Annotated in this window: 13 protein-coding genes; 4 read left to right on the forward strand and 9 right to left on the reverse strand. The window is 65.0% G+C overall.

Going from position 1 to position 17,891, the window contains the following annotated elements; translation table 11 throughout:
• Position 1: 1 nt before the first annotated feature.
• The 6 genes from E2E27_RS02010 to E2E27_RS02035 all read right to left on the reverse strand — a co-directional run bounded on the left by E2E27_RS02010 (position 2) and on the right by E2E27_RS02035 (position 6,533).
• Positions 2 to 760 carry a hypothetical protein gene (locus tag E2E27_RS02010; RefSeq protein WP_141457450.1) on the reverse strand — a complete coding sequence of 253 codons (759 nt, stop codon included), beginning with the start codon at positions 758 to 760 and terminating at the stop codon, positions 2 to 4.
• Entirely contained in the window at positions 757 to 1,443 is a 687-nt protein-coding gene (locus E2E27_RS02015; protein WP_141457451.1) for a hypothetical protein, read from the reverse strand. The genes E2E27_RS02010 and E2E27_RS02015 overlap by 4 nt, the downstream gene beginning before the upstream one ends.
• A gap of 10 nt (positions 1,444 to 1,453) precedes the next feature.
• Complete coding sequence (locus tag E2E27_RS02020) at positions 1,454 to 1,969, reverse strand: phage tail protein (RefSeq protein ID WP_141457452.1); 516 nt, start codon at positions 1,967 to 1,969, stop codon at positions 1,454 to 1,456.
• 18 nt (positions 1,970 to 1,987) lie between these two features.
• Positions 1,988 to 4,174 (reverse strand): phage tail sheath C-terminal domain-containing protein, encoded by a 2,187-nt coding sequence (locus tag E2E27_RS02025; protein WP_141457453.1) that lies wholly within the window; start codon positions 4,172 to 4,174, stop codon positions 1,988 to 1,990.
• Between the two features lie 306 nt (positions 4,175 to 4,480).
• The gene (locus E2E27_RS02030) at positions 4,481 to 5,782 is read right to left on the reverse strand and encodes a spinster family MFS transporter (protein WP_141457454.1); all 1,302 of its coding nucleotides are present in this window, start codon (positions 5,780 to 5,782) and stop codon (positions 4,481 to 4,483) included.
• Positions 5,754 to 6,533, reverse strand: a complete 780-nt coding sequence (locus tag E2E27_RS02035; RefSeq protein ID WP_141457455.1) for an SDR family NAD(P)-dependent oxidoreductase — start codon at positions 6,531 to 6,533, stop codon at positions 5,754 to 5,756. The genes E2E27_RS02030 and E2E27_RS02035 overlap by 29 nt, the downstream gene beginning before the upstream one ends.
• Before the next feature lie 129 nt (positions 6,534 to 6,662).
• Here E2E27_RS02035 and E2E27_RS02040 point away from each other — a divergent pair, with 129 nt between their 5' ends.
• The 4 genes from E2E27_RS02040 (at position 6,663) to E2E27_RS02055 (ending at position 12,885) form a co-directional block, all read left to right on the forward strand.
• Positions 6,663 to 7,976, forward strand: coding sequence for an aromatic ring-hydroxylating oxygenase subunit alpha (locus tag E2E27_RS02040; RefSeq protein ID WP_234036146.1), 1,314 nt, complete (start codon positions 6,663 to 6,665; stop codon positions 7,974 to 7,976).
• A gap of 198 nt (positions 7,977 to 8,174) precedes the next feature.
• Positions 8,175 to 10,622 (forward strand): TonB-dependent receptor, encoded by a 2,448-nt coding sequence (locus tag E2E27_RS02045; protein ID WP_181443523.1) that lies wholly within the window; start codon positions 8,175 to 8,177, stop codon positions 10,620 to 10,622.
• 136 nt (positions 10,623 to 10,758) lie between these two features.
• Entirely contained in the window at positions 10,759 to 11,988 is a 1,230-nt protein-coding gene (locus E2E27_RS02050) for an aromatic ring-hydroxylating oxygenase subunit alpha (RefSeq protein WP_181443524.1), read from the forward strand.
• Between the two features lie 114 nt (positions 11,989 to 12,102).
• Entirely contained in the window at positions 12,103 to 12,885 is a 783-nt protein-coding gene (locus tag E2E27_RS02055; RefSeq protein ID WP_141457458.1) for a polysaccharide lyase family 7 protein, read from the forward strand.
• Between the two features lie 87 nt (positions 12,886 to 12,972).
• Here E2E27_RS02055 and E2E27_RS02060 read toward each other — a convergent pair whose 3' ends face one another.
• The 3 genes from E2E27_RS02060 to E2E27_RS02070 all read right to left on the reverse strand — a co-directional run bounded on the left by E2E27_RS02060 (position 12,973) and on the right by E2E27_RS02070 (position 17,807).
• Positions 12,973 to 15,624 (reverse strand): TonB-dependent receptor, encoded by a 2,652-nt coding sequence (locus E2E27_RS02060; RefSeq protein WP_141457459.1) that lies wholly within the window; start codon positions 15,622 to 15,624, stop codon positions 12,973 to 12,975.
• 81 nt (positions 15,625 to 15,705) lie between these two features.
• Positions 15,706 to 17,013 (reverse strand): MFS transporter, encoded by a 1,308-nt coding sequence (locus E2E27_RS02065; RefSeq protein WP_141457460.1) that lies wholly within the window; start codon positions 17,011 to 17,013, stop codon positions 15,706 to 15,708.
• Positions 17,010 to 17,807 carry a 2-keto-4-pentenoate hydratase gene (locus E2E27_RS02070; RefSeq protein WP_141457461.1) on the reverse strand — a complete coding sequence of 266 codons (798 nt, stop codon included), beginning with the start codon at positions 17,805 to 17,807 and terminating at the stop codon, positions 17,010 to 17,012. The genes E2E27_RS02065 and E2E27_RS02070 overlap by 4 nt, the downstream gene beginning before the upstream one ends.
• Positions 17,808 to 17,891: the final 84 nt, after the last annotated feature.

The following is a 17,891-nucleotide window of genomic DNA, read 5'->3' on the forward strand; positions in this document are numbered from 1 at the left end:
CTCAGCGCCCCCGCCGCCGATATTCGTCGAGCGACTGGCGCGGCTGCGCGCGCGGGATGATGGTCGCGCGGTAGCTCGCCTGCGGTGTTGGCGGCGGCGGTGGAGGCGGTGCGGGCCGCACTTCGATCCGCCCGATACTAAGGCTGCGCGTCTGCCGAGCGCGCGGTGCGGCGGGTTCGGACGGGTTCGGCGCGAAGGAAGAGTTCGCGGCGACAGGCTCCGCGAGTGGATCGACGGCCACCGGCAGCATGGGCAGAGGAGCGCGGTCTTTCGGGATGTGGCGCGCGGGCGTAGACGCGTCAGCATCGTAGTGGGATGCGTTCGGGGTCTCGGCCTCGCTCACCCTTTCGGCGCTGGGCAGGAGCGGTGCGGAAGTCGCCGCAGCATTCCCGGTTCTCTCTGGCGGCTCGGCCCGCAACGAGCGACTGCGCGGCTGGTCGGAATGGTGCGGCCCACCATCGCGGCGATCCGCCGCCTCGGCCCTGCCTTCAATCGGATCGGCAGCGACCGGCGCGCGCGGCATCAGCGGCTGCGATGGCGACGCAGCCTCGTGAGCGCGCGCCACCCGCTGCCCTTCCCGGGGGCGCGGCGCTGGCCGGTGGGTTTGCTCCTCGTCCGGTTCCTCGGAGGCCGAGCGCTCCGCCATCGTCATCTCCGGCAGCGCCCCGGCCTCGGGCTCGAACCGCCCGCGCGGGCGGGCGCGCAGGGCCTCCGCATCGCCGTGCGCGGCGGCGGCGAGGGTGGCGAACAGCCCGCTCATTGCAGCGCCATTTCGCAATAGCGCCGCCGCCGCAGCGGGCTGAGCGCGAAGATTTCCGCCTCGCTCCACCCATAGGCGCGCGCGAGGCAATCGACGCTCGCCAGCGCCGCCTTGGCCTTGGCCGTCACCAACGCCCAGAGCAGCGGCACCGGATCGAGCCGTCGCGCGAATTCGGCAGAGCAGGCATCGCATTGCATGGCGATCTGGATGTTGAGAAGCGGAAAGGCCTCCTCCAGCGCCGCCTCGATCGCCTGCGCGGCGTTCGGATCGCGCCGTGCAGCGTCGAAACCCGAGCAGCGCAGCGCCAGCGCGCCGGGATCGCCGCTGGTGATGGCCTCCGCCAGATCGCGGCTCGACGGCGGACGCAAATCCGTGCGCTGCCCGGCGATGGTCAGCTGCGCAGGCGCGGCGTCGCGGGCCTCCAGCAGCGGCGCGAGCGCCACGTCGGCTTCGTGCAGCGTGCCGCAATCGGGGCAGGGGGCGACCACCGGCGCGCTATCACCGCCCATGTGCCACAACGCCTCCAGCAGCAGGCGGTCGCGGACGGGCAGCGGCAGGTCGCCGGCGGCATCGACGCCGATCCCCGCCAGCGCCGCCGCCATCCGCACCGCGCGGTCGAGCATGCTCAGCCGCTCGCCGTCTTCCCACAGTGCCAGCGCCTCGGTATCATCGAGAAAGGGCATGATCTGCCCCTCAGACCACCAGCGGTTCGGTCGGCTCGGGCACGTCGACGTCGCGCACGAAGCCTTCGTGCTGCAGGATCAGCGACTGGATCGCCACCGCATTGGCGTTGGCATCGAGCTCCGGCAGGGCGTTGTATTCCGACACCCAGGCGCGGAAGATCTTGTAGACGATCGCGATCTGCCCGGCCTCGTTGTGCAGTTCGAGCAGAAGGTTGCGCCGGAACCCCGCCAGCGCGATCTGGCTGCCGCGCTCGTTGTTGATCCGCCACACCTGCGAGGCCCAGTCCTCGAACTCGGTGTCGTGCGTGACTCCGCGTTCGAGCGTGATCGGCTCGAACTTGGTGTTGCCGGGGGATTTGCGCATCGTCGTCGGATCGCCCCCGTCGCGGTGTTCAACCACTTCGGTGGTGCGCTTGAGCGCGCTGACCTTCGAGATGCCCGCGATGTAGCGCCCCTCCCACTTCAGGCGGAACCGGAAGTTCTTGTAGGGATCGAAGCGGTTGGCGTTGACGGTGAAAATTGCCATGTCCTGATCTCCTCCCGCTCAGGCCGCCAGCCGGCCGGCCAGCTGCGTCAGCCGCACGACGACGAATTCGGCCGGCTTCAGCGGCGCGAAACCGACCAGAATGTTGACGACACCGCTGTTGACGTCCTGCTGCGAGGTGGTCTCGCCGTCGCACTTGACCAGATAGGCCTCTCGCGGGCTCGATCCCTGAAACGCGCCCTGCACGAACAGCGACTGCATGAAGGCGCCGATGTTCAGCCGGATCTGCGCCCACAGGCTTTCGTCATTGGGTTCGAACACCACCCAGGGCAGCGAATCCTTGAGCGTGCGCTCGATCATCAGCGCGGTGCGGCGGACAGGGACATATTTCCACTCGCTCGCCAGCGCATCGGCCCCCGCCAGCGTGCGCGCGCCCCAGTTGACCGAGCCCGCGAAGGGCTTGACCCGGATCACGTTGAGCCCGCGCTTGTTCAGCTGTGCCTGCTGGCGATCGGTCATCGGCACCGAAGGCCGCACCCCGGCGAGCGAGGCATCGAGCCCGGCAGGCGCCTTCCACACCCCGCGCTGCGCATCGGTGCGGGCCATCAGCCCTGCGATGCTGCCGCTGGCCGAAAGCGTGCGCTCTCCGCCCAGCGGGTCGCTCTTGACGACTTTGGGGAAACACAGCGCCGACCCGCGCGCCAGATCAGTGCCGAGCGTCTGCGCGATCGGCCAGGCGGTGATCCCGGTGACCGAATCTGCGGTGATCGGATGGTCGACCAGCAGAAACGCGAGCTGATCGCGACAATAGGCGCCTGCCGCTGCATAAACCCCGTTGCCGCCATCGGCCATGTAGGGCGCCTCTGGGATCGCCATCAACGTGAAGTAGTCGGGATCGAGGTGGTTGAAGGTGAACAGGCCGGTGCGCGCGGTCTCGTTGCCGAGGAACGCCGCTGCCGCGCTGGCTGCCCATGCGGGATCGCCCGGCAAGGTGCCGTCCGCCCCGCCGGTCAGCGCATAGAGCACATCGGGCGCAAGGTTCTCGATATCGACCGCTGCGGTGGAGGACGCGCGCGGCAGGATCATCGTGCCGCTCACCCGCACCAGTTCCGACTGGCGCGCGATCACGGTGACGACATTGTTCGGGTCATTCGGTATGACGTTGAGATTGCGGAACAATTCTCCGCGCACCCGCTCGGTGCCGCGATATTCCGCGACCGACATGTCGAATCCGCCGGACAGCGTCGGCATGATCCCGATCCGCAGCCCGTTACCCCAGCTTCCCGGGTTGACCGCCGTGACGGTGATCGAATTGCCGCCACCCACCGCGCGCGGCAGGGTTACGCTGGCCGAGGGAACGGGCGCACCGCCGCCGGAGAACGAGGCCGCCGCAGCCACCGCCGGAGTACGCAGCGGATGCTGTCCTTGCACCACTGCGACCACGCCCGTCGCGGCCACCCGCGCAACGACGAAATCGGTCGAAGTCGGATTGAGCGAAAGGTTGTCGAGATCATGCGCCGGGTTGGCGAAGGTCAGCCGGAACGTGCCGGGGCTGGTGCCTGCCGCCACGGCAACCGTCGTCGAATTGCTCGCTCCGGCCAGCGCCTGAAGCGTGATCGCGGGCAGCGGCACAGAGGTCATCGCAGCGCTCGCAGCGACACCTGACGCACCGCCCGCGAGCACCGTGGAGGTCGTGCCGGTCGCTGCCGGGAGATGGGCAATGTTCTCAAGCAGGATCAACGGCGATCCCCCTGCCGCTTCATCGGCATTGACGATCAGTCCGGCGAAGCGGTGCGACAGCGGGTCCGTGCTGAGATCGGCATATTCCGTGAAAGTCCCGGAATTGCCGTTGCGCACCAGAAGATTGAAATTGCCGCCGTTGGTGTGGCTGACCCGAACTTCGATGCCATTGCCGCCCGTGCCGTTGGCGCGTGCGCGCACGGTCATCGCGGTCTCGGTCGTGTTGAGGACAATCCCCGGCTGCTGAAAGGCGATGCGCGCCACCCAGGCCTGCGTTCCGCCCTGAAGAAAGAATTCCTGCAACGCGTAGGCCGCCTCGTAACGCCGGTCGATCCCGCCGAAATGCCGCTCCACATCGCCCCAGCTCGTCACCCGCACAGGCCGGTCTATGGGACCGCGTGGGAAATGGCCGGCAATGGCGAGAATGGCCGTGGAGGCCCCGGTGATCGTTCTGATCCCCGATGGCACTTCCTGAATATAAACTCCGGGATATCCTTCCAGCAGCATGACAGTCCTCCCCGAACCGCACGTGCCCCACAGGCACAGTGCATTAGTTTCGTAAGTTGACTTGAACAACTCACAAAATAAAACAGAACCAGACGCACAATCTTTAAAGATCGGCGTTTAATCCTTGAGGGTGCGACTCTGTGCTTATGTGGCGCGGAACATGAACCTGCTTTGCGAAAGGGTCAAGACTAGATAGTCGAACTTGATTCAGATCAAATTTGTTAACTATCACAGATGTTTGCAGGCAGGATTGAGCAGGCTCTCCTGAAGGGAGAGAAAAACGGGGGCACCGGAGACTCGCGCCAATCAGCCTCCGCGCATCCGCGCCAGATAGCCGCTCGGCTCCATTTGCGCGGCGGTCCAGACGAAGATCGCGAGGCTCGCGATCCCTGCGGCAAGGCACACCGCAAACATGGCCAGGGCCAGCGCATCGCTGCCGTAGGCGGGGCCGAGCGCATCGCTTGCCGCGCCGATCACGAACAGGCCCAGCGCCTGACCGATGAGGTTGTTGAAGAAAAGCGCAATCGCCACGGCAAAGCCGCGGCTGGCCGGTTCGACCGCCGCCTGAATACCCGACAATATCCCCGCCTGCGACGCGACATAGATCGCATAGGCGAGCCCGAACCAGCCGAGGAATGCGCCGAAGCTGCCCGAAGTCAGACTCAGGGCGAGCGGGGCGACGCAGCCGAGGCTCACCACGCCTGGCAGCCATGCGCGCCAACGCTCGTCCCTCAGCGTCAGCCACTGCGTGACATAGCCGCCGAGGATCGGCCCCGGGATGCCGCCCAGAAAGAAGGTCAGCCCGAGATAGAGGCCGACATCGCCGGTCGAGATGCCGAACTGGCGCAGCATCACCGGCGCCATCCAGAAGGCGAGCGCATAGCCGATCATGATCTGCACCGCCCAGCCCAGCGCCAGCCCCATGAACACGCGGTTGGCGGTGAGGCTGCGGATCGTTTCGCCCAGCGGGCGCTGCGCCATGTCGGTACCCGCCGGGGCGTAGCGCCCTCGCGGAGCCTCGCGCAGGGTGAGGTAGATGATCGCGCCGAGTACCAACCCCGGCAGGCCCATCAACACGAAGGCCCAGCGCCAGTCGAAGATCTCGGCCAACTGCCCGCCGATCAGCAAGCCCCCGGCGGTGCCCATGCTCGCCCCGATGGTGAGGAACCCCATCGCCTTGGCAAGCTCGCCCCGCGCGAAATAGTCGGCCACGAGGCTTTGCGAGGAAGGGCCAGAACAGCCCTCGCCCACCCCGACTCCGATGCGCGCCAGAAACAGCGTCCAGAAGCCGGTCGCCAGCCCGCAGGCGGCGGTCATCAGGCTCCAGAATGCGATGGCGGCGGCGACGATGTTCTTGCGTACCGACCGGTCGGCCAGCCGCGCGGCGGGGAAGCCCGCCAGCACATAGATCACCGAAAAGGCCGCCCCGCCAATCAGTCCGAGCTCGGTATCTGAAAGGCTGAAGGTGGCCTTAATATCTTCCAGCAGGATCGAGAACACCAGCCGGTCGGCCACGCTAAAGGCGCTCGTCAGCGTCAGCAGGCCGAGCACATACCATCGATATGCGCCGGGCCGCTCGTCAGTGATGGGGTCTGGCGTCGAGGCCATTGTCCACCGGGATCGTCAGGCCGTTGAGAAACCGCGCATCGTCGGACGCGAGGAACAGCACGCAGCCTGCGACATCCCTTGGCGCGCCGAGCGCGTCGGCGGGAAGCGGGCCTTCGGGTATGTCCATCGGCGTCTGCCCCGCGCGGCCCGAGACGCCCATCACCATCGGTGTCTCGATTCCCCCGGGCGCGAGCGCGTTGACGCGAATGCCGTAGCCCTTGTCCTGAAAATCCACCGCGAGGCTGCGGGTCATGCCCGCAATCGCCGCCTTGGAGGCGGTGTAGGCGGGGATATTGCCATAACCCATCAGGGCGGCGGTGGAAGCCATGTTGATGATGGAAGAACCGCCCCCGCCCACCACCTTGTGGCGATGCTTCATCAGCGGCACGGCATACTTGCATCCCAGAAACGTGCCGACCACGTGGATGTCGAGATGCAGCTTGAAGTGGGCGAGACTGCATTCCTCTATGCTCTCGAAGATCACGTTGCCGGCGTTGTTGACGAGGATGTCGAGCCCGCCGTGACGCTCCTGAACGGCGCGCATCACCTCGATCCACTGGTCTTCGTCGGTCACGTCGAGCGCCAGCGCATCGCCGCCGATTTCGGCCGCGACCTGATGGGCGAGCTCGACTTCGCGGTCGGTGACGATCACCTTGGCGCCTTCTCGCGCGAGCATCTCGCAATCGGCCTTGCCCAGCCCCATTGCCCCGCCCGTCACGAGCGCCACCTTGCCCGCCACCCGTCCCGCCATGATCGCCTTCTCCCGCAAGCGTGTTGTCTGCCGCCAGCCTATCGGGCGGGCAGGCGCAAGCCACTGTCGAAAGCGCGAGGCCGCCGGGTGCCGGGTGCGATGTATGGTCCCGGCCCGAGGGAGAGACCGATGATCGACGCTGCCGAGGTCGCACAGCTGAAGGCGCTGATGGAGTGGGAGGGCCGCCGCACCGCGCCGCCGGAAGGCTTTCCCAAGCTGCCCGATATGCCCGCCGCGCGCTATACCAGCGCCGAATATTTCGCGCTCGAACAGCAGCACGTGTTCCGCAAATCGTGGCTGTTCGCCGGGCACCTGGACGAGGTTCCCCAACCCGGCTGCTGGATGCGCTGGCACAATGCGGGCGATCCGATCGTGATCGTGCACGGCATGGACGGGCAGGTGCGCGCCTTCCACAACACCTGCCGCCACCGCGGCGCGCCGGTGGTGACCGAGGATCGCGGCAAATCCAGCCGATTGATGTGCGGCTATCACAACTGGACCTACAAGACCGACGGAAGCCTGGTGGGGGTGCCCGAGCGGCGCGACTTTCCGGCCGATTTCGATCTGAGTTGCCGCGGTCTGCTGCCGGTGCGGTGCGAAATGTTCGGCAAGGTCATCTTCGTGAATTTCGACCTCGAGGCCATGCCGCTGATCGAGTGGCTCGGCCCCGTAGCCAGCGAGTGGGAGGAGTTCGCCTTCGACCGCATCCGGCTGGCGGCGCGTCACAGCTTTGAACTGAACTGCAACTGGAAGGTGGCGATGGAGGCCAACATGGAGGTCTACCATGTGCCCTTCATCCACCCCGACACCGTTGCGCCGCTGGTGGACTCCACGCGCAACTACAACACCATCTATCCCAATGGTCACGCCCGGATGCTGGCACCTCCGCCGCGCCAGACCGACCGCGCGCATGTGCGCGCCATCGATTCGCCGCCCGGCTGGCAGCAGATCGAAACCGTGGGCGAACTGGGGCGCACCTGTACCCAGAGCTACACGCTGTTTCCCAACTGGGTCAGCCCGCTGTCCAACTACTTCGTGCCGCCGCTGGTGTTCTGGCCGACTTCGCTGACCACCTGTCGGCTGGAGCTGGTGACGATGGCCCTCGACTGGGGAGACGGCCCCGCGCCCGACCTTTGGACCGTGCCGGACGAAACGCAGCCCAATGCCCGACAGATGAGTCCGATCATTCTGGAAGACACCCAGTTCGGCGAAGCGATCCAGAAATCGATGCAGGGATCGGCCTTCCGTTCGGTGCCACTGTCCTATCAGGAGGCGCGGATCTATGCCTTCCACCAGAGCCTCGATGCGATGATCGGGGCGGCGAATATCCCCGCCGGGCTCGCGGTCGAACCTGTGATCGGGGCGGAGTGGATCTGGCCCCGCGATCCGCGCCGCGTGCAACTGCAACGCGAGACCGCCGCCACGCATGAGACCGCCGAATGACGCTACGGCAAGGCCATTCCCGCGCGCATGTGGCCGATTTGTCGCAGATTGGCGCGGTCACTATCGCTTTTGCGAATGGTGCACTTTCCGCACTCCCATACACCAGCACGCGATACCCGAAGGCGTGAGGAGACACGGCGCGGGAAGGGGAAGAACAGGGCACGCGGGATAGCTGCGGCCCGATGGGGAGAGAGGACCATGAACACACGTCGTGCCCGAATTGCATCCGGCGTCCGTCCGTCCGGCCTGCACCGCGCCTTGCTGTGCGGCGCGGCGCTGAGCGGCCTCGCCGCGATGCCGCAGGCGGCCTTCGCACAGGACAGCGCGGACGAGGCCGAAACGCCTGAGGAAGAGCGCGTGATCGTGGTTCAGGCGCGCCGCCAGAACGAAAGCCTGCAGGAAGTGCCCGTCACCGTCACCGCAATCGGCGGAGAGACGCTCCAGCGCTACAATATCGACCAGGTTGCCGACGTCACCAGCCGCGTGCCGACGCTCAACGTCCAGGTCGGCGGTTCGGGCTCGGGCGGGCAACTCAGCTTGCGCGGGGTCGGCTCGTCGAACATCTCGGCGGCCTTCGATTCCGCAGTCGCCTTCGAATATGACGGTGTCGTCGTCTCGACCATGCGCATGGTGCAGGCCGGGTTCTTCGATGTCGAGCAGATCGACGTGCTGCGCGGCCCGCAATCGCTGTTCTTCGGCAAGTCGGCGACCGCCGGGGTGCTCTCGCTGCGCTCGGCCAATCCCACCTCGACGTGGGAAGTGGGGATGCGCGCCAATTACGAGTTCGAAGAGAAGGGTTACCTCCTCAACGGCTATATCTCCGGCCCGCTGACCGACACGCTGGGCATTCGCCTTGCCGCGCAGTTCAACGATATCGACGAATTCCAGCTGGCCCAGCCCGGATCGCCCGCAGTCAATCAGAAGCGCGGCCTCACCGACTTCATCGGCCGCCTCACGCTCGACTGGCAGCCTTCGGATATGTTCCGCGCCAACTTCAAACTGCAATACACCAAGAACGAAAACGACGGCGCGCTCGGCACGGGCGAGGTTTCGTGCGGGGCCAACGGAATCGCCGATCCGGTGTTCCTGCTGCAAGGCGCGGTGCAGCTGCCCGCCGGCTATGACTGCAATGTCTTCGACCAGCGCTATTATTTCACCGACACCGCCGGCCCGCTGGCGGGCGGCGTTCCGACACCGTCGAAGGCCGCGGGTCGAAACGGGGTGCCTTTTGGCGAGACCGAAATCTGGTTCGGGCGCCTGCAATGGGAACTCGATCTGTCGGAGACGCTCAAGCTGACCTCCGTCACCGGCATTCTCAACATGGATGCGGTGGACTTCGAAAGTTATTCCTACGGCGGATACATCCCCGGCCCCAATGGCACCCGCCTGCCGGGCGGGGCCGGTTCGTCCGACCCGATCAACAAGCTGGAGCAATACACGCAGGAACTGCGGCTCGCCTCGGACAATGACGGGGCGTTCAACTTCATGCTCGGCGCCTTCTACGAAGACCGAACGATCACCTTCGACACCGCGCAGCAGGGCGTGAACATCTCGTTCCTGGGGCCCGATCCGGTAACCGGCTTCACCTATGACTGGGACAAGACCCACCTCACCAAGACCGAAGCCCTGTCGTTCTTCGGCAGCGTGATGTTCGACATTACCGAACAGCTCGAACTGTCGGGCGGGATCCGCTGGACCGACGAGCAGAAGGTGCAGACCATCAGCGTGCCTTACCTGCACACCTTCCTGCAGGGCCCGGGCTTCGTTCCGCCGGGTTTCTTCTCGGGCCCGATCAACTTCGCCGACGACAATTTCTCGCCCGAAGTGACGCTGAAATATCAGGCGAGCGACGATTTCAACGTGTTCGCCTCGTTCAAGACCGGCTTCAAGTCGGGCGGGATCGACAATTCGGCCCTGCCTTCCAACAGCCTCAGCCAAGCGGCGCTGTCGGGTGATTTCAGCTCGCTGATCTTCAAGTCCGAAGAGGCGATCGGCGGCGAAGTGGGCTTCAAATCGCAGTTCTCGAACCGCGACGTGACGCTCAACGTCACCGCCTACCAATATGTGTTCAAGGATCTGCAGGTGCAGAACTTCAACGCGCAGACGGTGCAGTTCATCACCAGCAACGCGGGTGAGCTGACCACCAAGGGCGTCGATCTGGAAGCCAAGTGGCGCACCCCGGTCGACGGGCTGAGCTTCTCTTCGAACATCTCCTATCTCGACGCCAAATATACCGACGATTTCCTCCAGCCCGGTGGGCAAGGCGGCGTCATCAACCTCAAGGGCCGGCGTGGTAGCCAGGCACCCGAATGGTCTGGCAACGTCGCCGCCGACTGGGCGATCCCGCTCAGCGACAGTCTCGAGCTGTTCCTGTCGGGCAACGCCGCCTACAACGATGGCTACATCACCGACGAAACCTCGCTCAACGACTATGTCCAGCCGAGTTTCTGGATGTTCGACGCCAACGTTTCGATCGGGCACCCGGATGGCAACTGGAAGCTGTCGCTGGTGGGCCAGAACCTCACCGACAAGATCATCGTCATCACCTCGGGCGGGCGGCCGTTCCTTTCGGCGGCGGGTGACGACGTCTTCCTCACCCAGAACCGCGGTCGGCAGATCTTCGCGGAGGTCAGCTTCCGCTTCTGACCTGCGTCCAACAGGGGAACACGCAGGGGGCGGGCCAGCGATGGTCCGCCCCTTTCGCTTTGCCAAAAGTGATCATTGCCGCTGCGGGAGCGAAAGCGGATGCTCACCGGCAAACGACATCCTGGGAGAAACGGCAATGTCACGCGAAACGCTGGTCGAAATGACCCGCAATCTGGTCGCCCACGGCGCGGCGGACACGATGGAATATGCGGACGACGTGGTTCGCATTCCGGCCAGCGCCTATACCGATCCCGATGTGTTCGAGGAGGAGAAGCGCAAGATCTTCCGCCGCCTGCCGCTGATGGTCGCGCCTTCGTGCGAGCTTCCCAATCCCGGCGACTTCAAGGCGATGGATATCTGCGGCGTGCCACTGCTGCTGAGCCGCCAGAAGGACGGCAGCATGGGCGCCTTCCTCAACATGTGCACGCACCGGGGCAATCCGCTGGCCGCCGGCTGCGGCAATGCCAGCCGCTTTACTTGCGGCTATCACGGCTGGACCTTCAAGGCCGACGGCGACCTGATTGGCATCGCCAGCCCGCAGGATTTCGGGCGTATCGACAAGAGCCAGCACTGCCTCACCAAATTCCCGGTCTATGAAAGCGCGGGATTGATCTGGGTGACGCTCGACCCGCATTCGAAGCTGTCCATCGCCGACTATCTGTGCGGCTATGACGCGCTGCTCAAGGCCTTCGAATTCGAGGGCTGGACCCTGTTCGCCCAGCGCACGCTTGCTGGGCCGAACTGGAAGACGGCGTATGACGGCTATCTCGATTTCTACCATTTGCCGGTGCTGCACAAGGATACCTTCGGCGCGGATTTCTACAACCGCGCCAATTACTTCGCCTTCGGCCCGCACCAGCACCTTTCCACCCCGTCGCAGTTCGCGATCAAGGTGCAGGGGGATGATGACCAGCAGATGGACCTCGCCGCCATGGCCGACGACGACCTGCCGCAGGAGGTGCTGGTGCAGGGCGTGTGGACGATCTTCCCGCATATCTCCATCGCCAGCTTCTACGGCGGCGGCCAGCGCGGGGCGATGATCAGCCAGCTGTTTCCCGGCGCGGAAGTAGGCGAGAGCACCACCACCCAGTTCTACGTCATGGAAAACCAGCCCGAGACCCCCGAGCAGGTCCAGGCCGCGCACGACCAGTTCAACTTCCTCGAAGTGGTGGTGCGGGATGAAGACTACGCCACCGGCAAGCGCCAGCAGCAGGCGCTCGCCTCGGGCCTGATGAAAGAAGTGCTGTTCGGCAAGAACGAGAAGGGCGGGCAGGTCTTTCACCAATGGGTCGAGCGCCTCACCCGTGCGAGCGACGAGGATCTGGTCGCGATCTTCGCCGCCGAACAGCGGCAGGCCGCAGAGTAGCCATTCACGCCAGCGCCGCGGCCATGTGATCCGCGTGGGTCGAAGCGCTCAAGCGGTGTTGACACCGGTATCATTCCTTGCGAGCATCCCGGCATTGTCAATCGGGAGAGAGCCATGCTTGCAATGAAAGGCACCTTGCGCGCCGTGGCGCTGGGCGCAGGCATGTTGATGGCCTCGGCGGCACAGGCCGAGCCGCTTGCCTGCAACCCCGCCGCCGACGATCCTGCATTGGCACCCGGCTCCCAGCCGAAGTTTGCCAATGTTCTCAGGGGCAGCCGCTATCTTCAGATCGACACCGACGGCGAGTCCTCCGGGGTGCCCGCCTGCCTCGAAAAGGAGGCGATGCTCGACGGGCGCTATGTCCCGGACAACTGGCACCTTGTCGATCGCAACATGCATTTCGGCTTTACCGGCGGGCAATCCTCCTACCGGGTCGAGCTTCGGGGGGAGAGCTTTGCCGGCGATCAGCCCCGCCGGTTTCTGTCCAAGGTCAAGCTCGCCCGCACCGCAAAGGTGGCGAGCAGCTACACCATCGCGCAGGTCTTCAGCGAGAGCGAACGCAAGCCGATCCTGCGCGTCGCGGTAATCGCGTCGCGCAAGCACGAGGGCAAGACCTACGCGAATTACCTCTGGGCGATCTACCGCTTCGGAGTAGGCGATGGCCAATCGCGCTTCGTGCCGCTGGGCCCCGCCGTCAAGACCTTCGAAGCGCTCGATATCGCCTATAACGAAGCCGGTCAGATCCGCGTAACCTATGGCACGGCCAGCGCGACCTTCGATCAGGATTTCGGGTTTTGGAACGATGCAGGCAAGCAGGTCTATTTCAAGGCCGGATGCTATCTGCAAGCCAGCGGCGATTGCAGCGTGACTTTTTCGAGCCTGAAATTCGGCGGGTAAACCGCCGTCCTAATTTCACTCAACCCATCAACCGGTAGCGGCGGGACGACGGGGTTTCGCCCGCCATCCCGCTGATGCCCTCGGCGATCAGAACTTCGCCCGCACGCCAATCGACAGGCGACGCTCCGACAGGGCGTAGCTGTTGAGGGCGATGGGATTGAAGTTGCTGATCTCGACCGTAGCGGACTCCCGCGGCAGCAGGTTCTGGCCGAGCAGTTGCAGAGTCACGCCCTTCATCAGGTCGAAACCGATCTGCGCATCGAGCTGCGCGTTGGCGGCGATCACGTCGGGCCGCCCTTGCGTGAATTCGAACACCGCATCATCGCGCCAGTTATAGGCGACACGGGCCGAGACCGGGCCCTTCTCGTAGAGCGCGACGAGGTTGTAACTGTGCCGCGATGTTGCCACCAGCGGGAACCCCGAACTGTCCTCGCTATCGGCGAAGGTGTAGTTGGCGATCACGCCCAGCCCGTCGAGCGGCGAGGGCAGGAAATCGAGGAACTGCGTGATCCCGGCCTCGAAGCCCTTCACCTTGGCGCTGGCGATGTTGAACGGGCGCGAGGTCTGCACGGTCAGCAGCGTGTTCTCGAACAGCACGTCTTCCTGAATCGTGCCGACCGAGATCGCATCCTTCACATCCTTGTAGAACACCGCCGCCGAAATCAGGTTCGATCCACCGGTATAATATTCGAACGAGATGTCGAAGTTGGTCGAGATCGGCGGCGTGAGATCGGCGTTGCCCCCACCCGAGGTGAGGTTGGTGGGATTGATGAAGGTGCTGGGCGCCAGATCGGCTAGGCCCGCGCGCTGCATCGTCTGCGACCCCGCGATGCGCACCAGAAAGTCGTCGGTTACATTGACGACAAGATTGGCGCTGGGCAGCACGTTGGTGAAGCTGTTGGTATCGCGCGTCGGCACCAGCAGATTGCCCGGCAGCATGGTGAGAGTGTTGGCCTCGAAATCGGTCAGGCTCACGCGCACCCCGGCGTTGAACTTGGCAGGCCTGCCGAACAGTTCGAATTCGGCATTGCCCATGACATAGCCGGTGTAGGTCTGCTCCTGCAGGTCGAAATCGCGCGGCGCGTTACGTGCGAAGCCCATCGGCCCATCGCCCGGCTCGCTGGTCAGCACGCGGTCCAGCAGGAAATCGCGATCGGGGAAGAAGGTCGCGAATTCGCGCGGGAAATCGCCCGGAATGCTGCCGAGGAAATTGGGATCGCCTGGCACAAGGAACGGCGTCAATTCGGCACGGGTTGCAAGGCCGCGGCTGCGGAACGAGGTCTGGTCGGCGCGCAGATCGACGTAGCGCACCCCGGTGGTGATGACGAAACCATCGGTAACGTCGAACCCGAAATCGACCCGCGCGGCATATTCCTCGAGATTGCCGGGAAGCTGGTTGGCGCGCAGCGTCAGGTTGCCCGAGGTGGGGTAGTTGTAGACGCCGGGATCGCTCAGGCTGAACGGCGTGCCCGCCGGGCGCGCAAGGCTGAGGCTCGGCACCGTGCCATCGCGAAAATCGAAAGTACCGATGATGTTGCTCGGCGTATCGAGCACCACGACCTCGATTTCCTGCCGCAGGGTGCCGCGCGAATAATAGGCGTCGACATCGATGGTGATTCCGGCATCGCTGTCATAGGCGGCGTTGAAGCCCACCAGCAGGTTGTCGGTCGGATCGCTGCGGTGCTGGTTCTGCACGCGCACCCGCCCGGTCGCCTCGGCCGCGACGATGTACTGGAACCCGTCGAATTCCTGATACACCGGATTGCGGAAGTTGAGGTTCTGGTTGGTCGGCAGAACGAAGGTCACCGCCTGATTCAAACGCTCGTTGGCGACGCGCGAATAGAGCGCATCGGCGGTCAGCGTCAGGTTGTCGGTCGGCTTCCACTGGATCGCCCCGCTGACCCCCCAGCGGGTACGGTCGATCAGCACGTTTTCATATTGCAGCTGCAAGGGCGCGAGGCGGTTGGTCGCGGTCGCATCGCCATTGTTGCGCTGGAGGAAGTTGTTGCGTTCGAACAGTTGCAGCTGCGAGGTGCGCTTCTGGTATTCGCCCGACAGCAGGATGCCGAACTGGTCGTCTGCGCCGAAAGTGGTGGTGACAAGACCCTGAAAAGCCGGTTCGAATTCCTCGGACTCGTCGGAATAGGTGCCGCGCGCGCTCAGCGAGATCGTCGGCTTGCGGAAATCGAATGGCTTGGGGGTCTTGAGGTTCACCGTCCCGCCGAGGCCGCCTTCGACCTGGCTGGCGATCGAGGACTTGGCGACCTCCAGCCGCCCGAACAGCGAGGACGGCACGGCATCGAGGCCCGAAGAGCGCCCGAGATTGTCGTTTTCCGGGGGCGAGACCCGGCCCGACCAGCCCAGCAGCGTCCGTCCATCGACTTCGACGCGCACTTGTTGCAGGCCGCGGATGTTGACCGCCTGACCTTCGCCGAACACGCGGGTGATCTGCACCCCGGTAACGCGCTGGAGCGCTTCGGCGACGTTGTCGTCGGGCAGCTTGCCGACATCCTCGGCGGTGATCACATCGAGCACCTGATCGGCATCGCGCTTGACCTGCGCGGCCTTGCGCAGCGAATCGCGAATGCCCGAGACGATGATGTCATTGCTGTTGATCTCATCCGCATCGGTATCGACCTGAGCCGGATCGTCCGGTTGCTGGGACTGGGCCCGAGCCGGAGCCGCGATCATGACCGCGAGGCAAGCGACCGAGCTCATCAGTCTGATTGAGTTGCGCATTTCACTCTCCCTGTTTTGATACCGGTGTCATCACCGTGTTATGCCATTGATCAAGGTGCGTTGCTGATGATCTTCAAGGTGTTACATTGTGGCGCGAGCAAGCTTTGGTGACAGAATGTGGATTGCCAGAACGGCGGCGAAATAGACCGTGGTGCAGATCGCGAAGATGATCGAATAGTCGCCGCCGGTGGCATCGAGCACCAGCCCGGTCGACTTCGCCATGATCATCCCGCCGATCCCGCCCATGAACCCGCCGAGCCCGATGACGGAGCCGACCGCGCGCTTGGGAAACATATCGGGCGGCAGGGACAGGAGGTTGGTCGAAAAGGCCTGATGCCCGGCCAGTGCCAGCCCGATCAGCAGCACCGCCAGCCACATGTTTTCGAGGCCCGAGACGAACAGCAGCGGGATCACGCAGGCGCCCGCGCACAGCATCGTGACCTTGCGCGCGAAGTTGACCGACCGGCCGCGCTGGATCAACCGCGAGGACAGCCAACCCCCGGCGATGCTGCCGACGTCCGACAGCAGATACATCGCGATCATCGGCAGCAACACCACCTTGAGATCGACATTGTAGGTCGAGCTGAAATAGCTCGGCAGCCAGAACAGCATAAGGAACCAGACCGGGTCGGTCAGGAACTTGCCGAGCGCGAAGGCCCAGGCCTCGCGCTTGCCGATCAGGGCGCCCCAGCCGATCTGTTCGACCGATTCGGGCGGATCGTGCTCGATCCAGGCCAGCTCGGCCTCGCTCACCCGGCCGCTCTGGCGCGGGGCGGAATAGACCGACCACCAGATCGTCGCGAGCGCCACGCCGAACAGCCCGGTGTAGATGAACGTCTCGCGCCAGCCCCAGCCCAGCACTTCCATGCACAGCCACAGCGTCGGCGCGGTCAGGATCACGCCGATGGTGGTCGCGGAGTTGACCCAGCCGATCGCGTAGGCGCGTTCCTTCTGCGGGAACCATTCGCTGCTCGCCCTGACCACCGAGGGAAAATGCCCCGCCTCGCCCACGCCCAGCACCACGCGCGCCGACATGAAGGCGATGATCGAGCTGGCGAAACCGTGCGCGGCATGGCCGACCGTCCAGATGCCGATGGCGATGGCATAGCCGATGCGCGGGCCGACCTTGTCGATCAGCCAGCCCATGAACAGGAAGCCGAAGGCGTAGGCGAACTGGAAGGCGGTGACGATGTTGCCGTAATCATCCTCGGCCCAGCCGAGTTCGCGCGCGAGTTCGGGCTTGAGCAGGCCGAGCATCGTGCGGTCGATGTAATTGACCGTGGTGGCCAGAAACAGCAGCGCCACGATCAGCCAGCGATAGCGCCCGGCCGCCGCCCGGACGCCCTGCAGCCCCGTCGCCGCGGAAGCAGCAAGTCCCGCGGCAGTCATCGCGCACCCTCGGGCAGCAGCGCGGGGGTGGTGACACATTCGATCGCGATCTCATCGCCGAAGGTCGCCCGCACGTGCTGACCATGCCGCACCGGATGCACCCCGGTGATCGCTCCGCTCGAAATCCACTGCCCCGCTTCAAGCGACATTCCGCGCTCTGCCATAAGGCGCGCGAGGAAGGCGAGCGAGCCGAACGGCCCGTCGAGCATGTCGGCGACCAGCCCCTCGCCGATCGTGACCCCGTCGATCGCGAGCGCCACGGGGCGATCCAGCCCACCCGGCACCTTGGCATCGGGGATGAGCGGCCCGACCACCAGTCCGAAATTGTTGCCGAAGTCGGAGACGGTCACCGCCGGCCCGTTCTGGTTGATCCCGACGAAGGGCGAGGACGCGACCTCGATCCCGAAGTGCACCTGATCGACGAAATCGCGCGCATCCTCGACCGAGATGTCGGGCGGCGGCGGCGCCGAGAGGCGCAGGAGGATTTCCGCCTCGACCGCGGCGAAGCCGGTCAGCACCTGCATCGCGACCGGATCGGCGCTTTCCGGAAAGGAGATCGCGTCACTGAAGATCGGCCCGGCGAGACGCTCGGCCCCGAATACGCCCGCTTCGGGCCAGCGAATCCGGCCAAGCTTCCAGCCACCCACCGTGCGGCCCGCATAGGCAATCGCTTCGGCCTGGATCTGGTAGGCTTCAGCCAGCGATTGCGGCATGGGGCCGGGATAGGCGCGCAGCACGGCATCGCGCTGCCGCGCATCGACAAATGTCCGCGCAATGCCCCCGTGATGGCTCATCGGACCCCTCAACTCCCTCTCCGACACGCAGCATGACGAATAATGTCACCGGTGTCAATTGCTCTGGCCCCACCCCATTGTGCG

It is taken from the genome of Porphyrobacter sp. YT40 (assembly GCF_006542605.1).
GTDB lineage: Bacteria > Pseudomonadota > Alphaproteobacteria > Sphingomonadales > Sphingomonadaceae > Erythrobacter.